Raw genomic sequence first — 18,851 nt, 5'->3', positions numbered from 1 at the left:
TACCTGGGGCAACATGAAATCCATTCTTTCCGACTGGCGCTTCTACTGGTTTCTGATTCTGCTGCCGGTCGCGCTGTTTCTGCCGGCGATGCCGATCGACGAGACGCGCTATCTCACCGTCGCGTGGGAGATGCGCTCGTCCGGCGACTGGCTGCAATTGCATCTGAACGGCGGTCCTTACGCGGACAAGGGGCCGCTGCTGTTCTGGCTGATCAACCTGTCCTGGCTCGTCGGCGGTATGCACGTCTGGATCGTGCGCCTCGGCGTGCTCGTCGCTTCGCTCGTCTCGCTGCTCGTGTTCGAGCGCCTCGTGCTGCGCCTCAGCGCGGACGCGGCGCTGGCGCGGCGCGCGGCAGTGATTTTTTCCGGCGTGCTGTTCTTCGCCGTGTTCGCCAGCGCAATCATGTTCGATGTCGTGCTGGCGCTGTTCGTACTGGTCGCGCTGCACGGTCTCGTCGATTTCGACGAACGGCGCTGGGGCCGTGGTATCGGCGTGCTCTCGCTCGGCCTCGGCCTCGGCCTGCTGACGAAAGGTCCGGTCGTGCTGCTCGACGTCGTCTTCGTCGCCGTGCTCGCGCCGTGGTGGAGCGACACCGCGCGCGCGCAGGCGGGACGCTGGTACGGTGCGCTGCTGGCCGGCATCCTCGGCGGCGTGCTCGTCGCCCTGGTCTGGGCGATCGCTTCGTTCGGTCCTGTCGGCTTCTGGAAAGCGATCGTGCTCAAGCAGACCGCCGGCCGCATCGCCAATTCGTTCGCGCACGCGCGACCGTTCTGGTGGTACTTCATGGTGCTGCCGGTGATGATCTTGCCGTGGATCGTGAGTCTGCGCGCACCGTGGCGCGCGTGGCGCGAAAGCGTCACGGCCGACAAGGCCGCGCGTTTCGGCCTCGTTTGGTTCGTGCCGGCGTTTCTGATTTTCTGTTTCTTGATCAGCGGGAAGCAGCCGCATTACCTGCTGCCGCTGCTGCCGGGACTGGCGATCTACGCCGCGCGCGTACTCGGCGACGGCAACGCGCGCGTGCGTGGCCGCCTGTTCGGCCTGCTTCTGCTCGTGATCGGCATCGCGCTCGCGGCGGCGCCGTGGCTGGTCGGGCATTCCGCACAGTTGCCTTACTTCTCGGGACTCGTGCACAGCGGCAGTTTCTCGCCGACCGAGCAGCGTGTGATCGGCGGCATCTGGCCGCTATGGGGCGGGCTTATCGCCCTGATCGGCGTATTCCTGCTCGCGCATCCGCGCGCGCATACGCGCCTGCCTGTGCTGGCGCTCGCGAGTGCGGGCGCCGCATCGATCGGCATGCTGACGATCGCCCAGGCGGTCGGGCCGACTGTCGATGTGACCGAAGTCGCCCTGCGTGTCCGTGCGGCCCAGGAGGCCGGCAAGCCGATCGCGCATATCGGCAATCACCACGGCCTGTTCGGCTTCCCCGGTCGTCTGACCCAGCCGTTCGAGAGAGTGGAATTGGGCAACCTGTACACCTGGTGCACCGCGCATCCGGACGGCGAGGTGATCACGATCTACAGCAAGTACGGCGTGCCGGTGAAGCCCGAGGCGGAGGTGCCGTACCGGCTCGGCCGGATTCTGATCTGGCGCGCAGCCGATTTATGCAACGGTCCGCACATCGAGCAGCAGGGCAAGCCCGACACCGACGATACGCCGGACGATTGACGTTCGGCAGCCGACCGGAAGAAACGTCGCGGGGCAGCCGGTCAGGCCGCCCCGCGGACAATCAGAATTTCGGCTTCTCGGGCGACGACTCGTAACGCTTCGCGCCGTCGACGATTTCTTTCTTCGCCGCATCGGCGCCCTGCCAGCCGTCGATCTTGACCCACTTGCCCTTCTCGAGATCCTTGTAGTGCTCGAAGAAGTGGCCGATGCGCTCGAGCCAGTGGCCGGAAACCTGGCCGATGTCCTCGATATGGCCGTAGCCGGCGAAGACTTTGGCGACCGGCACGACGACGAGCTTCTCGTCGGCACCGGCTTCGTCGGTCATCTTGAGCATGCCGACCGGACGGCAGCGGATCACCGAACCCGGCACCAGCGGCAGCGGCAGGATCACGAGTGCGTCGAGCGGATCGCCGTCGCCGCCGAGCGTGCGCGGCACGTAGCCGTAGTTGCACGGATAGCGCATCGGTGTGGACAGCACGCGATCGACGAAGATCGCGCCCGAGGCCTTGTCCACTTCGTACTTCACCGGTTCCGCGTCTTTCGGAATCTCGATGACGACATTGATTTCGTTCGGCACGTCGTTGCCGCTGGATACGAGGTCGAGGCCCATGAATTTGCTCCTGTGCGTGTAGCTGCCCGCGGCGCGCGGGGGCGGCCCGTGCCGCCGAAAAAAGGGAGCGCAGCATACGCGAAATGATGCACTGCCGCATCCGCGGGCGGTCTTCTGCGGCCGGCAGTAGCGTTTCGGTTCATGTTCGACGCCTGGTGCCGGCGTCTCCATGCTTTTTGCGCGCGGAATTTGGATCGCCTTAACCGCCGAAGGATACCTTTGCGCGTATATCCGCCGCGCCGAGGAAATCTGATGAGGCTCCACTCGAAATGGCTTTGCGCGCTACCGTGCGCGGCGTTGTGGATCGCTTCCGCGCAGGCGGCGATTCCGGCGTCCGAGCGCCAGGCGCTGCTGAATTTCTACACCAGCACCGGCGGCTCGGGCTGGGTCCACAATGGCGGCTGGAGCAACGGCAACGGCGGCAACGGCGCGGCCGGCAGCGAGTGCGGCAGCAGCACCACGCCGGCATGGTTCGGCGTGGACTGCGACGCCGGCGGCAATCACGTCGTCAGCATCAATTTGGCGCAGAACGGCCTCATCGGCACTCTGCCGGATCTGTCCGCGCTGACGTATCTGCAGACCTTCATCGTCTCCGACAACAACTATTGTTCGAGCAGCAGCGACACCAACTGCGGTCTCGGTGGCGCGATCCCACCGCTGGGCGGCCTCGCGGCCTTGCGCGGTTTCAGCATCGAAGGCGATCAGTTCACCGGTGCGATTCCCTCGCTGAGCGGCCTGAATCAACTGCAGGGCTTCGACGTCGGCGGCAACCGGCTGTCCGGTTCGATACCGAGCCTCGCCGGCCTGATCAGCCTGCAGAGTTTCAACGCGGCAAAGAACGGCCTCTCGGGCAACTTGCCGTCGCTGAGCGGATTGACCAATCTGGTCGTTTTCGACGTCGACAACAACGCGCTGAGCGGTTCGATCCCGGCCTTGACCGGTTTGAGCAGCCTACAGGCGTTCTATGTGTTCTCCAACCAGCTCAGCGGCGCGATTCCCTCCCTGGGCGGTCTCAGCGCTCTGCAATTCTTCAATGCGAGCAACAACCGGCTGAGCGGCTCGATTCCCGCACTGACTGGGCTAGCCAATCTCGCCACGTTCAACGTGCATGCGAACCAGATCAACGGCACGATGCCGTCGTTGAACGGCCTCGCCGCGCTGACCGGCATCGACGTCGGCGGCAATCAACTGAGCGGCAATGTGGCGGTGGTGCCGAACCCGAACAATCTACAGGCCGGTGCGTCGGTGCTCTGCGGCAACGCATTCAGCGCAACGCCCGACGCCAACTGGGACGCGGCGACCGGCGTCACTCCGTGGTACAGCGCCTGCGGCCTCAGCGCAACCACGATCAATCTCGACCAGCATGGCCTGAGCGGCACCTGGTGGAATTCGCAAATGAGCGGTCAGGGTTTCCTGATCAATCTCTACGCCGACAACGTTGGCGCCGGACACGGCACGCTCGCTGCGGGCTGGTACACGTTCGACTCCGCCGGCAGCGGCGCACAGCGCTGGTATGCGCTGCAAGGCGACGTCTACAGCAACAGTTCGTCGGCCTCGCTCGGTATTTTCACGGCGACGGATGGCAATCTGCAGGCCGGCCCGAGCCCGAATCGCAGCCAGGTGGGCACGGCGACGCTGAGCTTCAGCGACTGCTCGACCGCCACCCTGGTCTACGCATTCAACGACGGCCGCGCCGGTTCGATCCCGCTGACGCGTCTGACTGCAAACACGACCTGCGGCGCCAGCGGCGACAACGGTAACGCGCCGGCGAACTATCTTCTTTCCGGGGCCTGGTACGACCAGAACCAGAGCGGGCAGGGTTTCTACTTCGACGTCAGCCCCGGCATCACGACCCTCTTTGGCGCTTGGTACACGTTCTTCCCCACGGGCTATTCCGCGCCGTCGCCGCGGCAGCAGTGGTTCTCGTTCCAGAGCAACAGCTTCGCGCCGAATGCGACCTCGATGAGCAATATGCCGCTGCTCCAGGCCAATGGCGGCAGCTTCGCCGTCGGCGGCGGTGTAAACCGGGCAACGGTCGGGTCGGTCAGTCTCACCTTCCAAAGCTGCATCGCGGCCACGTTGACTTACACGATCTCGCCGAACTCGCTCAATTCGCAGTCGGCCAGCGGCACGATCCAGCTCGTCCGGCTCGGCCCGCAACCGGCGGGGTGCACTCTATGAAAACCCTATTCCTCGCCGCATCGCATCGGTGCGCAGACTCTCATCGCAAGGCGCAGACCATGATCAAGCGAACCGGATGGACGATGCTGGGCCTGCTCGGATTCGCCTGCGCGGCGCAGGCCGCAGCGGTCCAGCCGGTCGCGCGCGTCGCCGCGAAAGTCGACGACGCCGCGCGCGTGACTCTGGCCGGCAACGTACGGCCCGAGGCCACGGCGGCGAACGATCTCGGCGCCGTCGCCGATACGATGCCGCTCGATCACATGCAGCTGCTGCTGCGCCGCTCGCCCGAACAGGAGCGCGCGCTCGCGAGCGCGATCGACGCGCTGCACGATCCGGCGTCGCCGACGTTCCATCATTGGCTCAGCGCGGAACAGTTCGGTGCACAGTACGGCGTCGCCCAGGCCGACGTCGCGGCGGTCACCGGCTGGCTGACCGCGCACGGCTTCACGGTCAATCGCGTCTACGCCAATGCGCTGACGATCGACTTCTCCGGCAGCGCCGGCGCGGTGCACGACGCGTTCCGCACCGAGATCCACCGGCTCGCGGTCAAGGGCGCGCGGCATTTCGCCAACATGAGCGATCCGCAGATTCCGGCCGCGCTCGCGTCCGTGGTCAAAGGCGTTGTGTCGCTCAACGATTTCCGCCCGCATGCAATGGCGAAGCGTGCGCAGAAGGCGAAGTTCCTGCCGCAGGACGCTGCGTCCGGCGGCGGCACCAATCTCGCGCCGGCTGACCTGGCGACGATCTACAACTTCAATCCGGTCTTCGCCGCGGGCAATACCGGGCAGGGTCAGACGATCGTTGTGGTCGAGGACACCGACGTCTACAGCGCGCAGGACTGGACTACGTTCCGCAGCAAGCTCGGTCTTGCCGGCTACACCACGGCGAGCCTCGTGCAAGTCCACCCGGCGCCGAAAAACGGGGCGAACAACTGTGCCGATCCCGGCATCAGCGGCACCGCGATCGAAGCCGAAGTCGATGCGGAATGGGCCAGCGCCGCCGCGCCGGGCGCGAAGATCGTGGTCGCTGCGTGCGCCGACACGAGCACCCTGTTCGGCGGCCTTATCGCCGTGCAGAACCTGATCGAGGCGAGCGTACCGCCGCCGATCATCAGCATGAGCTACGGCGAGTGCGAGGCCGCGCTCGGCACGGCCGGCAATGCGGCGTATGCGGCGGCGTATCAGCAAGCCGTGGCCGAAGGCGTGTCCGTGTTCGTGTCATCGGGCGACGACGGCGCGGCGAGTTGCGACGGCGGCCAGAACGGCGCCTACAACGGCATCGCCGTCAACGGCTTCGCCTCGACGGCGTACAACGTCGCGGTCGGCGGCACGGATTTCTCCGATGAGTACGCGAAGACCACGTCGACGTATTGGGGCAGCAACGGCGCGGCGCTTTCCTACATCCCGGAAATTCCGTGGAACGATTCCTGTGCGGGCTCGATGATCCTGGGCTTTCTGAGCGAGAGCATCGCCTACGGTTCGACCGGCTTCTGCAGCACCATCCTTGCCTTGCAGTACGCGATGAACACGACAGGCGCCGGCAGCGGCGGCCCGAGCAACTGCGCGTCGGGCGCTCCGACCACTGGCAGCAACGGCCTGATCTCAGGGCTCGGAAGCTGCCAGGGCGTGGCGAAACCGGCTTGGCAGGCCGGTGTGTTCGGCCTGCCGAGCGACGGCGTGCGCGACCTTCCCGACGTATCGATGTTCGCCTCGAATGGGTTCTGGGGCCACGCCTATGTCGAGTGCTACAGCGACGTCGCCAACGGCGGCAATCCGTGCACCGGCACGCCCGACAACTGGACGCTGCTCGGTGGCACGTCGATTTCCGCGCCGATCCTCGCCGGCGTGCAGGCGCTGATCAATCAGAAGACCGGCACGGCGCAGGGCAATCCGAACTACACCTATTACCGACTTGCCGCGAGCGAATACGGCAGCGGTGGCAGCGCGAGTTGCAATTCGAGCAACGGCAATACGGTCGGCAGCGGCTGCATCTTCTACGACGTGACCCAGGGCGACATCACGGTCAATTGCTTCGGCTTCGACTGCTACGGCTACACTGGCACGACGTCGAGCTTCTACTACGGCGTACTGTCGACATCGAGTGTGACCAACTCGCCCGCGTTCAAGGCGCAGACCGGCTGGGACTTCGCCACGGGCATCGGCACGGTCAACGTCGCCAACTTGGTCAACGCCTGGCACTAACCTGGGTGGTCGCCGGCTAACGGCCGAGCAGGAAGCGGCCGTAGCCGCCGGCGACGAGCGCGGCGATGTCGATCAGCAAGCCCGGAACCCAGATGCCGCGCGGATAGGCGAGATACGAGCCGGTCCATTCCGGCTTGAACTTGTCCTTGTAACGGCGCACGCCCTGGTAGTTGTATAGGTTGTTGCCGTAGCGGAAGGCAAGCGAAGCGAGGCGTTCGTTGATGCGCGCATACGGGTTGTCGCCGACGCGCGAGAGCGGCGCCATGCCGAGACTGAACTGCTTGTGCCCCTGCGCCTGCGCCCAGAGCATGACTTTGGCGAAGAGGAAATCCATCGTGCTGCGCGGAGCATCGCTGACGTGGCGCATCAGATCGACGCTCGCGGTGCCGTTCGGGCCGTACGGCGGCAGGATGTTGGCGAATGCGATCAGTTTGCCAGAGCGGCGCACGAGGGCGAGCGGGCTCCAGTCGAGATAATCGCCGTCGAAGCGGCCGAGCGAATAACCTTTTTCGACCGAGCCCTTGTCGGCGAGCCAGATGTCCGAGACTTCGCGCACTTCGGCGATCAGAGCCGAGTCGTGCGGTGCATCGACGATCTCGAACGTGAGCTGCTCCTTGGTCGAACGGTTGACCGCCTGGCGCAGGTCTTCCCAGCGTTTGCCGGCGAGCGAGAATTCGTCGAGCTTCACGATCGCCAGTTCGCCGAGCTTGAACAGATCGAAGCCGGCGTCGTGGTAATGCGAGAGATCGGGTTCGAGCACTTCGTAGAAGATTGGTACGCGATCCTGCGCGTCGGCATGGCGGCGGAATTCGAGGATGGCCTGGTCGATCACCGCTTCCGGCCCGCACGGCGAACCCAGCGCGACGAGACGGTTGCGCACGCTGCCGTAGGCGACCACGGCATGGCGGTCGGCGGCCCAGAACAGGTGCTTGTCGCGCATGAAGGTCAGGTGGGCGAACTCGCCGCCGCCGTGTTCGTTGTAGATCGTGCGCGCGTGTTCGAGATCACCGCGGTTCGGCAGCGACAGTTCCGGCCGGCGCACGGCGAAAAACTGCCAGATCAGGTAAACGACGAGACCGAGCGCGGCCGCGGCGAGGCCGCGACCGATGCGTGAGGTGTGTTCGCCGAAGCCGAAGTAGAACAAGTCGAACGAATCGTCGCCGAGCACCTGCGCCGCGCCGATCGCGAAGAAGACGAGGACGCAGACCGCAAGTCCGGCGTACCAGCCCGCCGACGTCATCGCGCTCAAGGTCATCGCGCGCCGGGTGAAAGCGCGCTTGCGCACGCGCAGCAATAAAGCGACCGCAAGCAGAAACAGGGCTTCGCCGAAATGCAGGCCCTTCGCCACCGCAAGGCCCGCGCTGATCAGGAGCAGCCACATCGTCACGCGGTAGGCGACGCGCAGGCGCCCGTCGATTCCGCGCGCGAGGCCGAGCAGCAGCACGCCGGTCAATACCGAAAACCAGCTCGATGTTTCGACGAACAGGATCGGCAGATGCGCGCGCACATCGTTGATATGCTCGATCACCGACGGCATCGCCGCCGAGGCGAGCAGCAGGGCACCGGCGAGGAAGGTCAGCACGGCGACGAGGCGCGTACCGAGATCGGCGAGCAGCACGGCCGGCAGGCCGAGCAGGCCGAACAGCGGATGGCTGCCGAGCCGAGTGCGCAGGCGCGCGATCAACTGCGAATTCTGGGTGAACATCTCCGAGCCGACGTAGAGCCCGGCGAGCAAGGGCAGCAAGTAGTACGCGATACGGAACAGAAGCAGGCCCGAGACGATCACCGGCGGGTCGTAGCCGGCCTCCTTGAGCGCGATCAGGATCAGGCCGTCGAATACGCCGATGCCGCCGGGCACCTGGCTCGCGAGGCCGAGCACCGAAGCTCCGGCGAACGCGCCGAGCAGCAGGCCGGGCTTCACGTGTGCGCCCGAGATGTACAGGCAGGCCCAGAGGACCGCGGCGGCGAGCACCCAGTCGATCAGCGAGACGACGGTAAGTTCGATTTTCAGGCGCAGCGGCGGCAGGCCGAGATCGTGCGGCAGCCAGCGCATCAGGCGCCGCTTTGTGGTCAGGAAAAAATACAACGGCAGATACAGCGCGGCCGCAGCGAGCACGAGGTAGGCGATCGTGCGCTCGGTCGTGCCCTCGGTCAGCGGCAGCGAACGCGTCGCCAGGGTCAGCACAACGAGCAGGGACAGGCCGAGCGGCAACGACAGCGCCTGCATGCCGATCAGCGCGGCCGCGCGCGGCAGATGGACCTTATGCGAAGTCAGCCCCATCAGGCGGATGCCTGCGCCCATCGCGCCGGACAGGTTCAAGGTATTGGCCAACGCATTGGCGACGAAGGACAGGCGCAGATAGTCGCGCCAATGCAGGCCGAGCCCGAGCCAATGTCCGATCAGGCTGTCGACGAGTCCGGTGAAAGCGACGGCAAACAGGGCGAGCAGGGCCATGCCGAGTGCGGGCACGGTCGGCACGTCGAGCAGGGTGCGCTGGATTTCGGGCAGGTCGAACTGATGGCCGAGTTCGCGCCAGAGCAGCCAGCCGGTCACCGCGAGAAACACCACGGGCACGAGCCAGCGCAGGCGTGCGACGAGGCTCGGCGGCTGGGTGTGGTGCGGGGTGTCGGCGGTTTCGGTCATGGTCGAAATGTGCGGGCGCGGCGCGCATTATCGCAGGCTCGCCGTCGGGATAAGGAAATGACGCCGATGAACAGGTCCGGCGGGCGTTTCTTGCGGTACAGCACGAGCGGCGGGCCGCCCGATCCGGGCATTCAATCCAAACCGAAGAACTGCCGCGCGGTCGCCGTCGCGTTGGCGGCAGTAACGGCCACGTCCTCGCTGCGGTCGCGCGCGACTTCCTCGCAAATGTGCGCGAGATACATCGGCTCGTTGCGCCGGTGCGAAGGCATCGGCCGCACCGTGCGCGGCAACAGATACGGCGCGTCGGTTTCGAGCATAAGGCGATCGGCAGGTATGTCCTTGACGAATTCGCGCAGATGCGCGCCGCGGCGCTCGTCGCAGATCCAGCCGGTGATGCCGATATGGAAATCGCGGTCGAGATAATCGAACAGTTCGTTTTTTTCGCCGGTGAAGCAGTGCACGACGGCGGCGCCGATGCGGCCGCGCACGTTGTCCATGCAGGCGAGGAAGTCCGCATGCGCATCGCGCTGATGCAGGAACAGCGGCTTGCCGCAGGCCGCCGCGAGTTCGAGCTGCTTCTCGAAGGCGAACAGTTGCGCATCGCGCGGCGAGAAGTTGCGGTGATAGTCGAGTCCGGTTTCGCCGACGGCGACGACTTCGGGTTTGGCGTGGTACTCGCGCAGGAGGTCTTCCGTCTCCGCGTCGAAATCGCTGGCATGGTGCGGATGCACGCCGGCGGTCGCGTAGAGCGCGCCGGGACGCGTCAGCGCGAGCGCATACGCGTCGCGCGTGCCCTGCGCACTTGCGCCGGTGACGACGAACTGGGCGACGCCGTGCGCCTGTGCGCGCGCGAGCACGGCATCGAAATCATGGCGGAAGGATTCGTGGGTAAGGTTTGCGCCGATGTCGACCAATTGCATGCGGATGCGTTAAGACTTCGTAATCAGTGAGTTCGTCGACATTATCGCAGAGCGGCATGACATTCACCGCGCGTTAACCGCGACGCGTCAAGGTTGTGCCTACAATCCGGACCACCCGTTCCCCGCAGGAGTTCCAATCATGTCTTCTTTATCGAACCGCGTCTTTGCCGGCGCCGCGATACTCGCGTGTGCACTCACCTCACAGGCTTTCGCCGCAGATCGTGGAGCGGTTCCAGCGGGCGGACGCAGCGATACTGGCGCCGTGCAGGCCCAGCGCGCCGCGCTGCTTGCGGGATCGCGCAAGGCGCCGGTGGCCACGAGCAACAGTTCTGCTGCGTCTGCCGCTTCCGCGGCCGCCACCGTGAGTCCGAATGAACTCGTGGCGAACAGCTATCGCGCTTATCCGGCGAGCTGCTTCTCCGACTTCCTGCCGAATCCGTCGAACGCGATCCAGCCGCTGCCGGTTTCGCCGAGCGGCGTGCTCTATAGCGGCACGGTGACGCTGTATGAGCGCGGTCCGAACAACACGGACAGTGCCGAAGACGTGACGATCACGGTCTTCCGCGTCGCTTGCAGCAGCAGCGGCGACAAGCTGCCTTACAACACGGACGGATTCCCGGCCAGCGCCACGCTGGTGCGCATCCAGCGCCAGGCTGCGTATGAAGGCGACAACCAGCTCTACCCGCAGTATCCAGACATTCGCATCTCGCAGAACGGCATTCAGTTCGACAACAAGAACCTAACCGATTTCGTGCGTACGGCGGTCGAGCCGAATACGGTGCTGTCCGACATGCTGGTCGGTGCGCCGATCATCAACAGCACCACCTATGTGCTCGAGAACTATGCGAATCCGAGTTTCGGTTTCTTCGATTTCAATCAGAGCTTCCAGATCCGCTTCGACAACGGCTATCAGAACGGCCGCAAGATCTTCAACATCGGTGCCTACGCGCCGAATCAGCAGACCTATCCGGCTGCGTTCCTGCCGATGCCGATCAACGGCTATCTGACCGGTTCATGGTACGACCCGACGCACGGTGGCGAGGGCCTGTTGACTCAAGTGTTCGATAGTACCGCAACGACGCGCACCTTCTTTGCCTCGTGGTACACGTACGACCAGAATGGCATTCCGTTCTGGCTCGCTATACAGACCGATTTCCCGATCGGCACCACGCAGTTGCTGAACGTTCCGGTTTATTACGCGACCGGCGGCGGGTTCGCGGGCAACTTCACCAAAACCACGCGCAACAACTGGGGCACGATGAACGTGCAGTTCACCGACTGCAATACGATCAAGTTCGACTATAGCGGTGCGACCCCGACCGTGACCGGCGGTCCGGGCGGCACCGGCACCGGCAAGATCTGGAAGCGCCTCGGCAGCATCAACAGCCTCGCCTGCCAGTAAGCTTCCCTGTCACTTCGATGTGGTCGCGCAACTGGCGCGACCGCATCCAATGGGTCAGCTTGCCGCTGCGAGCGACTCGATTCGGCCAACCCAGTGCGCCTTGGCCGACGCTGGTAGAAACGACGCTTCGATCGAATTGCGCGCAAGCCGGACGATATCGGCTTTGGACAGATCGAGGCCACGCCAGACGGCCAGATAGTTCCGCAGCACGTAGCCGCCGAAGTAGGCGGGATCGTCCGAGTTGATCATCACGTTGAGGCCGCGATCGAGCAGACGCTTGAGATTGTGGTCCTCGATACGCGCATACACGCAGAGCTTCACGTTCGACAGCGGGCAGACGGTCAGTGGAATCTGCTCGCGCACCAGCCGCTCGACGAGAGCCGCGTCTTCCTCGCAGCGCACGCCGTGGTCGATGCGCGATACCTTGAGCAAATCGAGCGCCTGGAAGATGTATTCGGGCGGCCCTTCCTCGCCTGCATGGGCGACAGCCGCTAGTCCTTCCCGGCGTGCGCGCTCGAACACGCGCGTGAATTTCGACGGCGGATGACCGCGCTCGGACGAGTCCAGGCCGACCGCAGCGAAGTGCTGCTTGTGCGGCAGCAGGGCGTCGAGCGTGCGCATCGCATCGTCTTCGTCGAGATGGCGCAGGAAGCATGGAACCAGCCGGTGGCTTATGCCGAACTCGCGCTCGCCGTCGGCCAGGGCGCGGCGAATGCCGGCGAGCACCGTGTCGAGCGCGATCCCGCGCGAAGTGTGCGTCTGCGGATCGAAGAAGATCTCCACGTGGACGACACCGTCGGCCTGCGCGCGGCGCAGATAAGCGATGGTGAGAGCGTGAAAATCGTCCTCGTCGCGCAACACATCGGCGCCGGCGTAGTAGAGATCGAGGAAGGATTGCAGGTCGCTGAAGTCGTAGGCGGCGCGCAGCGCCTCGACGTCGGCGTATTTCGGCACGACTCCGTGCTTCTTCGCCAGCTCGAACGTAAGCTCCGGTTCGAGCGTGCCTTCGATATGCAGATGCAGCTCGGCCTTGGGCAAGGCGCGGATAAAGTCCTCCATCGCGGCGTCGGTCATGGTCGTTCGCTCCCCAGGAAGTGCTTGCAACGACTGTAATAGTTTTGTACACATGAGTACAACGCAACAGCGATCGCAATCCGGCGGACGGCCGCCGGCGAGGAAAGCATGGGCAGACTCACGACACATGTGCTCGACACCGCGCATGGCATTCCGGCACGCGGAATGCGGGTGGAACTGCGCTCGACGCTCTCCGGTGAACGGCTTGCGAACTTCTCCACGAACGACGACGGCCGTGGAAACGGGCCTCTGCTCGAAGGCTCCGCGTTGCAGTCCGGCCGTTACACGTTGACGTTCTTCGTCGCCGACTACTTCCGCGCCCGCGGCGTCGCGTTGCCCGATCCGCCGTTTCTCGACGAGGTGACGATCGCGTTCGGCATCGCCGACGCCGGCCAGCACTATCACGTGCCGCTGCTGGTTTCGCCGTGGAGTTATTCGACGTATCGCGGCAGCTGAGCGATGAGCGCGCGCGCGGGCGAAGTTATCCGTTTCGTGCTCGACGGCGAAGTCGTCGAAGTGGCGGGCCTTGCGCCGACCACGACCGTGCTCGAATGGCTGCGCGAACATCGGCATCGCAGCGGCACCAAGGAAGGCTGCGCGGAGGGTGATTGCGGTGCGTGCACGGTCGTGCTCGGCGAGCTGGACGCCGGTAGCGGAGGTGAGGGCGCTGCGGAGCATGTGCGCTATCGCGCGATCAATTCGTGTATCCGTTTCCTGCCGACAATCGACGGCAAAGAACTCGTCACCGTGGAAAGTCTTGCCGACGGCGACAAGCTGCATCCGGTGCAGCAGGCAATGGTCGACCATCACGCCTCGCAGTGCGGCTTCTGCACGCCGGGCTTCGTTATGAGCCTGTTCGCTTTGTATCAGCAAAACGAAGCGGCGAATCGCGAGGAAGTCATCGAAGCACTGGCCGGCAACTTATGCCGCTGCACGGGGTATCGGCCGATCATCGATGCGGGTTGCGCCATGCACACCTACGATGCTCCGCAGTGCTGGTCGCGTGCGGCCGCGCAGTCGAAGCAGCATGTCGAGACTCTGCGCAGTCTCGGCCGCGAAGTGCCGCTTGCGCTGCCCGGGTTTTCGGCGCCGCGCACGCTCGATGAGCTCGCCACCCTGCGTGAAAAGAATCCCGATGCCTTGCTTCTCGCCGGCGGCACCGATGTCGGCTTGTGGGTGACCAAGCATCTGCGCGAATTGCCGCCGCTCATCTACCTCGGCGAGGTCGCCGAGTTGCGGCAGATCGAAGATCGCGGCGGTGCCCTGCGCATCGGCGCCGCGGTCTCGCTCGCGGATGCTTGGGCTGCGATCGTCGCGCGTGTGCCTACACTTGCCGAGCTGGCGCAGCGCTTCGCTTCGCCGCCGGTGCGCAATTCCGGCACCCTGGTCGGCAATATCGCCAACGGTTCGCCGATCGGCGACGCAATGCCGGCGCTGATCGCGCTTGGCGCGACGATCGAGCTGCGCCGCGGCGTGGTGGCGCGCACGCTGCCGCTCGAAGCGCTGTATGTCGACTACATGAAAAAGGATCTCGCGCGCGGCGAATTCGTCGTCGCGGTAAGCGTGCCCGTACCGAATGCGGCGACGCGCGTGGCGAGCTACAAACTGTCCAAGCGCATCGATCAGGATATCTCGGCAGTTTGTTCGGCATTCGCCGTCGAAGTTGCGGACGGCCGCATCGTCGCCGCACGTATCGCCTACGGCGGCATGGCGGCGATTCCCGCGCGCGCCAAACATGCCGAAGCAGCCTTGGTCGGCAGACTGTTCGCCGAAGCGATTTTCGCTGAGGCCGCCGCAGCGCTCGCCGCCGATTTCAAGCCGCTGAGCGACATGCGCGCGAGTGCGGGGTATCGATTGCAGGGTGCACAAAACCTTCTGCGACGCTTCTATCTCGCGCATGCGGCACCGCAGGCATTGCGCACGCACCTCGTCGAGGTTTCGGTATGAGCGTTCGTTGCGCGCCGTTTTCTCGGTCGCACGTTTGCCCGCGCGCGGATGCGGGAATGCCGGCCATTATTGAGAGGGGAAAGGTATGAATGACCTTTCCTCGGCCAAGCAGGAAATGCCCGGTGTACTGATCGGTGAATCCGTGCGCCATGAAAGCGCACACCTGCATGTGTCGGGCCGCGCGGTCTATGCCGATGATCTCGAATTGCCCGCGTCGACGCTGCATGCGGTATTCGGCATCAGCGCCATTGCACATGGGCGGATCAAGTCGATCGATCTGTCGGCAGTGCTGGCGGCGCCCGGTGTGATCGCCGTAGCGACGGCGCAGGATGTGCCAGGCGAAAACAATTACGGCGGCATCGTCCACGACGATCCGATTTTCGCCGACGATCTCGTGCAGTACGCCGGCCAGCCGCTGTTCGCCGTCGCTGCATCGTCGATGACGCTGGCGCGCAAGGCCGCGCTCAAGGCCAAGGTCGAATACGAAGAACTGCCGGCGATACTCGATATTCGCAGCGCGCTCGCCGCGCACAGCTATGTGATCCCGAGCCAGGTGCTTGCGCGCGGTCGCGCACGCGAGGAACTTGCAGCCGCGCAGCATCGGCTGCAGGGAACGATGACCGTCGGCGGCCAGGATCATTTCTACCTCGAAGGCCAGATCGCGATTGCCCTGCCAGGCGAAGACGGCACGCTGCACGTGCACTCTTCGACCCAGCATCCGACTGAGGTGCAGAACGTGGTCGCGCATGCGTTGGCGCTACCCGCGCACAAAGTCGTCGTGCAATGCCGGCGCATGGGTGGCGGCTTCGGCGGAAAGGAATCGCAGCCCGCGCTGATCGCCGCCGCGGCTTGCGTGCTCGCGCGCAAGACGCAGCGTCCGGTCAAGCTGCGTCTCGAGCGCGATGCCGACATGCTGATCACCGGTAAGCGCCACGGATTCATCGCCGATTACGACATCGGCTTCGACGACGACGGATGCATCACCGCGCTCGCGGTCATGCTCGCCTCGAACTGCGGCTATTCGGCCGATCTGTCCGGGCCGGTCAACGATCGCGCGATCTGTCACGTCGACAATGCCTACTACATCGAGAACATCGAGATCCTTTCGCATCGCTGCAAGACGCACACGGTGTCGAATACCGCGTTCCGTGGCTTCGGTGGCCCGCAAGGCATGCTCGCGATCGAGCAGGCGATCGACGACATTGCGCGCAGCTTGAAACTCGATCCGCTCGACGTGCGTCGGCGCAATTATTACGGCGCCGCACCGCGCGACGTGACGCCGTACGGACAGTACGTCGAAGACAATATCCTCGACCGTCTGACCGACGAGATCGAAGCGACAAGCCGCTATCGCGCGCGCCGCGCCGAGATTGCGCAGTGGAACGCGGTCAACGGCACGATCAAGCGCGGCATTGCGATCACGCCGGTCAAGTTCGGTATTTCGTTCAACGCGACCGTGTTCAATCAGGGCGGTGCGCTGGTGCACATTTATACCGACGGCAGCGTGTTGCTCAATCACGGCGGTACCGAGATGGGGCAGGGGCTATATACCAAGGTCGCGCAGGTCGTCGCACACGAGTTCGGCCTGCCGCTGTCGGCCGTGCGCAGCTCGGCGACCGATACGAGCAAGGTGCCGAATACTTCGGCGACGGCCGCGTCGAGCGGCGCCGATCTCAATGGCAAGGCCGCGCAGGCGGCGTGCCAAACCCTGCGCGCGCGGCTGGTCGAGCATGCCTGCGCGACGCACGGTGTCGAGGCGGACGAGGTGCGTTTCGCCGGCGGCTTTGTGCATATCGGCAACGAGCGGAAAACGTTCGCGCAGCTCGTCCAGTCGGCGTATCAGGCGCGGATTTCGCTGTCGGCCACAGGCTTTTATGCGACGCCGAAGATTCATTGGGATCGCAGCCGCCTCAACGGCCGGCCGTTCTTCTACTTCGCCTACGGTGCCGCGGTCTCCGAAGTCGCGGTGGATACGTTGACCGGCGAAACGCAGTTGACCCGCGTCGATATCCTGCACGATGTCGGCACTTCGCTGAATCCGGCGATCGATCGCGGCCAGATCGAAGGCGGTTTTCTGCAGGGTGTTGGTTGGCTGACGAGCGAAGAGCTTTGGTGGAACGCGAAGGGCGAGCTGAAAACGCATGCGCCGTCGACCTATAAGATTCCTTCGGTGCGCGACTGGCCGCTGCATGCCGACGTGCGCATCCTCGAACACGCGCCGAATCCCGAGGACACGATCCACCGCTCCAAGGCCGTCGGCGAGCCTCCATTGATGCTCGCGATCTCGACCTTGCATGCGATTCGCGATGCCGTGGCGGCCTGTGGGGATGGCGATGCGTTGCCCGATCTCGCTGCGCCGGCTACGCCGGAGTCGGTATTGCGCGCGATCGATAAGATTAATGTATTGGACACGGATAAACGCGGATGAACACAGATAAGCGTGGATGCGCCATGCCCGCAGCTTTTGTCCGTACATGTCCATGTCAATCCGTGGCTGAAAATTACTTCTCCGATTAGCCAAGGCAATGATCGATTACCTCTACGATTGGGCCAATCTGCTGGGCCGCTGGCTTCATTTGATCACCGGCATCGCCTGGATCGGCGCCTCGTTCTATTTCGTCTGGCTCGACAATTCCCTGTTGCCGCCGAAGCGCAAGGAACTGATCGACGCTGGTGTCGGTGGTGAAGTCTGGGCTGTACACGGCGGCGGTTTCTACAATGCACAAAAGTATAAAACCGCGCCTGCGGAGTTGCCCGAGCCGCTGCATTGGTTCTACTGGGAAGCGTATACGACCTGGCTGTCGGGTTTCTTCCTGCTCTGCCTTCTCTACTTCGGCCAGGCCGAGATTTATCTGATCGATTCGTCGGTGATGGCCTTGTCCAAGCCCATCGCGATCGGCATCGCACTGGCGTTTCTCGTCGCCGGCTGGCTGATCTACGACGTGCTGTGCCGATTCTTCTTCCAGCGCAACGAACGTGCCCTCGGCCTGCTCGTCGCGCTGATGCTCGGCATCGCGGCCTGGGCGTTGTGCCAGCTCTACAGCGGCCGCGGCGCCTACATTTTGTACGGCGCGATGATCGGCACGATCATGGTCGCGAACGTGTTCTTCGTCATTATTCCGGGCCAGCGTGAGATGGTGCGCGCCAAGGCCGAGGGGCGGGCGCTCGATGCAGTCTATGGCCTGCGCGGCAAGCAGCGTTCGGTGCACAACACCTATTTCACCCTGCCCGTGCTGTTTGTGATGATCAGCAATCACTATGCGCTGACTTACGGGGCGAAGTGGAACTGGCTCGTGCTGATCGCGATGAGCGTGGCCGGCGCGGCGATCCGCACCTGGTTCGTGATGCGCCACAAAGCGCACGAGCGCGGCGGCAAGACCTCGCCATGGCCGCTCGTTATCGGCCTGGTTGTGCTGGTGGCCACCATCGCCGCGCTTGCGCCGCGTACGGTGGCGCATACGCAAGGCGTCGTCGCCGATCCGGCCGCGGCCGCGCAGCGTTTCGCCGACGTGCAATCCATCGTCAATCAGCGCTGCGTGCCTTGTCATGCGGCGAAACCGAGCTTCGCCGGATTCCCTGCCGCACCCAAAGGCGTGCTACTCGACACGCCCGAGCATATCTTTGCCCACACCGTCGCCATGCAGACCCAGCTTGCGACGCGCACGATGCCGGTCGGCAACATCACCCAGATGACCGATGCGGAACGCGAAGCGGTACTCGCCTGGTTGCGCGACGGCGCGCCGAAGTAATCAGCGCTCTTTCAGTCGCTGCCGCATCGCCCCGATGTCGAAGCGGTCGATGTAGGTGGGAATATTGCGCCACACAGCGTGGTAGCCGAAGCCGCCGTCGAACATCTCGGCGCGCGCTTGGTCCTTGTTCCAGTCCTGCACGACCATGCGGTAGGCGGCGCAGACGACGCCGGTGCGGTCGGCGCCATGCCAGCAATGGATCAGGACTGGTCCGTGTTTCTGTGATTTCTCGATCGTCGCGAGCGCGCGTGCGACCTCGGCGTCGTCGATGTTCCAGGTGTTGATGCGGAAACGCACAAGCGCAATGCCGCTGTCGGCGAAGCGGCGTTCGTCGCCGTTGAACGCGCGCAACGAAACGACGGTGCGAATGCCGAGTTCGGCCAATGCCTGCACGTTGCGGCTGCGCGGCTGCGCACTGCGATATAGCGTGTCACTCAAACGATGCAGATTTTCCACG

General features: G+C 64.5%; 13 protein-coding genes. 8 read left to right on the top strand and 5 right to left on the bottom strand.

What is annotated here, in order from left to right:
- The first annotated feature begins 13 nt into the window (after positions 1–13).
- Positions 14–1,666, top strand: a complete 1,653-nt coding sequence (locus FFS30_RS04485; protein ID WP_137911892.1) for a glycosyltransferase family 39 protein — start codon at positions 14–16, stop codon at positions 1,664–1,666.
- Between the two features lie 61 nt (positions 1,667–1,727).
- Here the strand turns inward: FFS30_RS04485 and ppa are convergent, their stop codons facing one another.
- Positions 1,728–2,276, bottom strand: coding sequence for an inorganic diphosphatase (gene ppa / locus FFS30_RS04480; RefSeq protein WP_137911891.1), 549 nt, complete (start codon positions 2,274–2,276; stop codon positions 1,728–1,730).
- 252 nt (positions 2,277–2,528) lie between these two features.
- Between ppa and FFS30_RS04475 the strand changes: the two genes are divergently transcribed.
- Both FFS30_RS04475 and FFS30_RS04470 read left to right on the top strand, forming a co-directional pair.
- On the top strand, positions 2,529–4,457 hold the full coding sequence (locus FFS30_RS04475) for a hypothetical protein (protein ID WP_137911890.1): 1,929 nt from the start codon (positions 2,529–2,531) through the stop codon (positions 4,455–4,457).
- A 59-nt stretch (positions 4,458–4,516) separates the two neighbouring features.
- Positions 4,517–6,658: a S53 family peptidase gene (locus tag FFS30_RS04470; protein WP_171014411.1), complete on the top strand. Its 2,142-nt coding sequence runs from the start codon at positions 4,517–4,519 to the stop codon at positions 6,656–6,658.
- 16 nt (positions 6,659–6,674) lie between these two features.
- Here FFS30_RS04470 and mprF read toward each other — a convergent pair whose 3' ends face one another.
- Positions 6,675–9,302 carry a bifunctional lysylphosphatidylglycerol flippase/synthetase MprF gene (mprF, locus tag FFS30_RS04465; protein WP_137911888.1) on the bottom strand — a complete coding sequence of 876 codons (2,628 nt, stop codon included), beginning with the start codon at positions 9,300–9,302 and terminating at the stop codon, positions 6,675–6,677.
- A gap of 131 nt (positions 9,303–9,433) precedes the next feature.
- A complete protein-coding gene (locus FFS30_RS04460) occupies positions 9,434–10,222 on the bottom strand; it encodes a TatD family hydrolase (RefSeq protein ID WP_137911887.1) in 789 nt (262 codons plus the stop codon).
- A gap of 139 nt (positions 10,223–10,361) precedes the next feature.
- Between FFS30_RS04460 and FFS30_RS04455 the strand changes: the two genes are divergently transcribed.
- The gene (locus FFS30_RS04455) at positions 10,362–11,624 is read left to right on the top strand and encodes a hypothetical protein (protein WP_137911886.1); all 1,263 of its coding nucleotides are present in this window, start codon (positions 10,362–10,364) and stop codon (positions 11,622–11,624) included.
- A gap of 54 nt (positions 11,625–11,678) precedes the next feature.
- Here the strand turns inward: FFS30_RS04455 and FFS30_RS04450 are convergent, their stop codons facing one another.
- Entirely contained in the window at positions 11,679–12,698 is a 1,020-nt protein-coding gene (locus tag FFS30_RS04450) for an adenosine deaminase (protein WP_212742396.1), read from the bottom strand.
- Positions 12,699–12,806: 108 nt separating this feature from the next.
- Between FFS30_RS04450 and uraH the strand changes: the two genes are divergently transcribed.
- From uraH to FFS30_RS04430, 4 genes are all read left to right on the top strand, one after another.
- The gene (uraH, locus tag FFS30_RS04445; protein WP_137911885.1) at positions 12,807–13,154 is read left to right on the top strand and encodes a hydroxyisourate hydrolase; all 348 of its coding nucleotides are present in this window, start codon (positions 12,807–12,809) and stop codon (positions 13,152–13,154) included.
- Positions 13,155–13,157: 3 nt separating this feature from the next.
- On the top strand, positions 13,158–14,645 hold the full coding sequence (gene xdhA, locus FFS30_RS04440) for a xanthine dehydrogenase small subunit (RefSeq protein WP_137911884.1): 1,488 nt from the start codon (positions 13,158–13,160) through the stop codon (positions 14,643–14,645).
- An 85-nt stretch (positions 14,646–14,730) separates the two neighbouring features.
- A complete protein-coding gene (gene xdhB, locus FFS30_RS04435; protein WP_137911883.1) occupies positions 14,731–17,073 on the top strand; it encodes a xanthine dehydrogenase molybdopterin binding subunit in 2,343 nt (780 codons plus the stop codon).
- A 97-nt stretch (positions 17,074–17,170) separates the two neighbouring features.
- Complete coding sequence (locus FFS30_RS04430; protein WP_137911882.1) at positions 17,171–18,394, top strand: urate hydroxylase PuuD; 1,224 nt, start codon at positions 17,171–17,173, stop codon at positions 18,392–18,394.
- On the opposite strand, the gene FFS30_RS04425 is transcribed toward FFS30_RS04430, so the two are convergent.
- Positions 18,395–18,850: a tyrosine-protein phosphatase gene (locus tag FFS30_RS04425; RefSeq protein WP_249352163.1), complete on the bottom strand. Its 456-nt coding sequence runs from the start codon at positions 18,848–18,850 to the stop codon at positions 18,395–18,397.
- Position 18,851: the final 1 nt, after the last annotated feature.

Origin of the sequence: Rudaea sp. 3F27F6 (assembly GCF_005503555.1) — a bacterium.
GTDB lineage: Bacteria > Pseudomonadota > Gammaproteobacteria > Xanthomonadales > Rhodanobacteraceae > Rudaea.
This window is presented reverse-complemented; position numbering and strand designations above follow the sequence as displayed.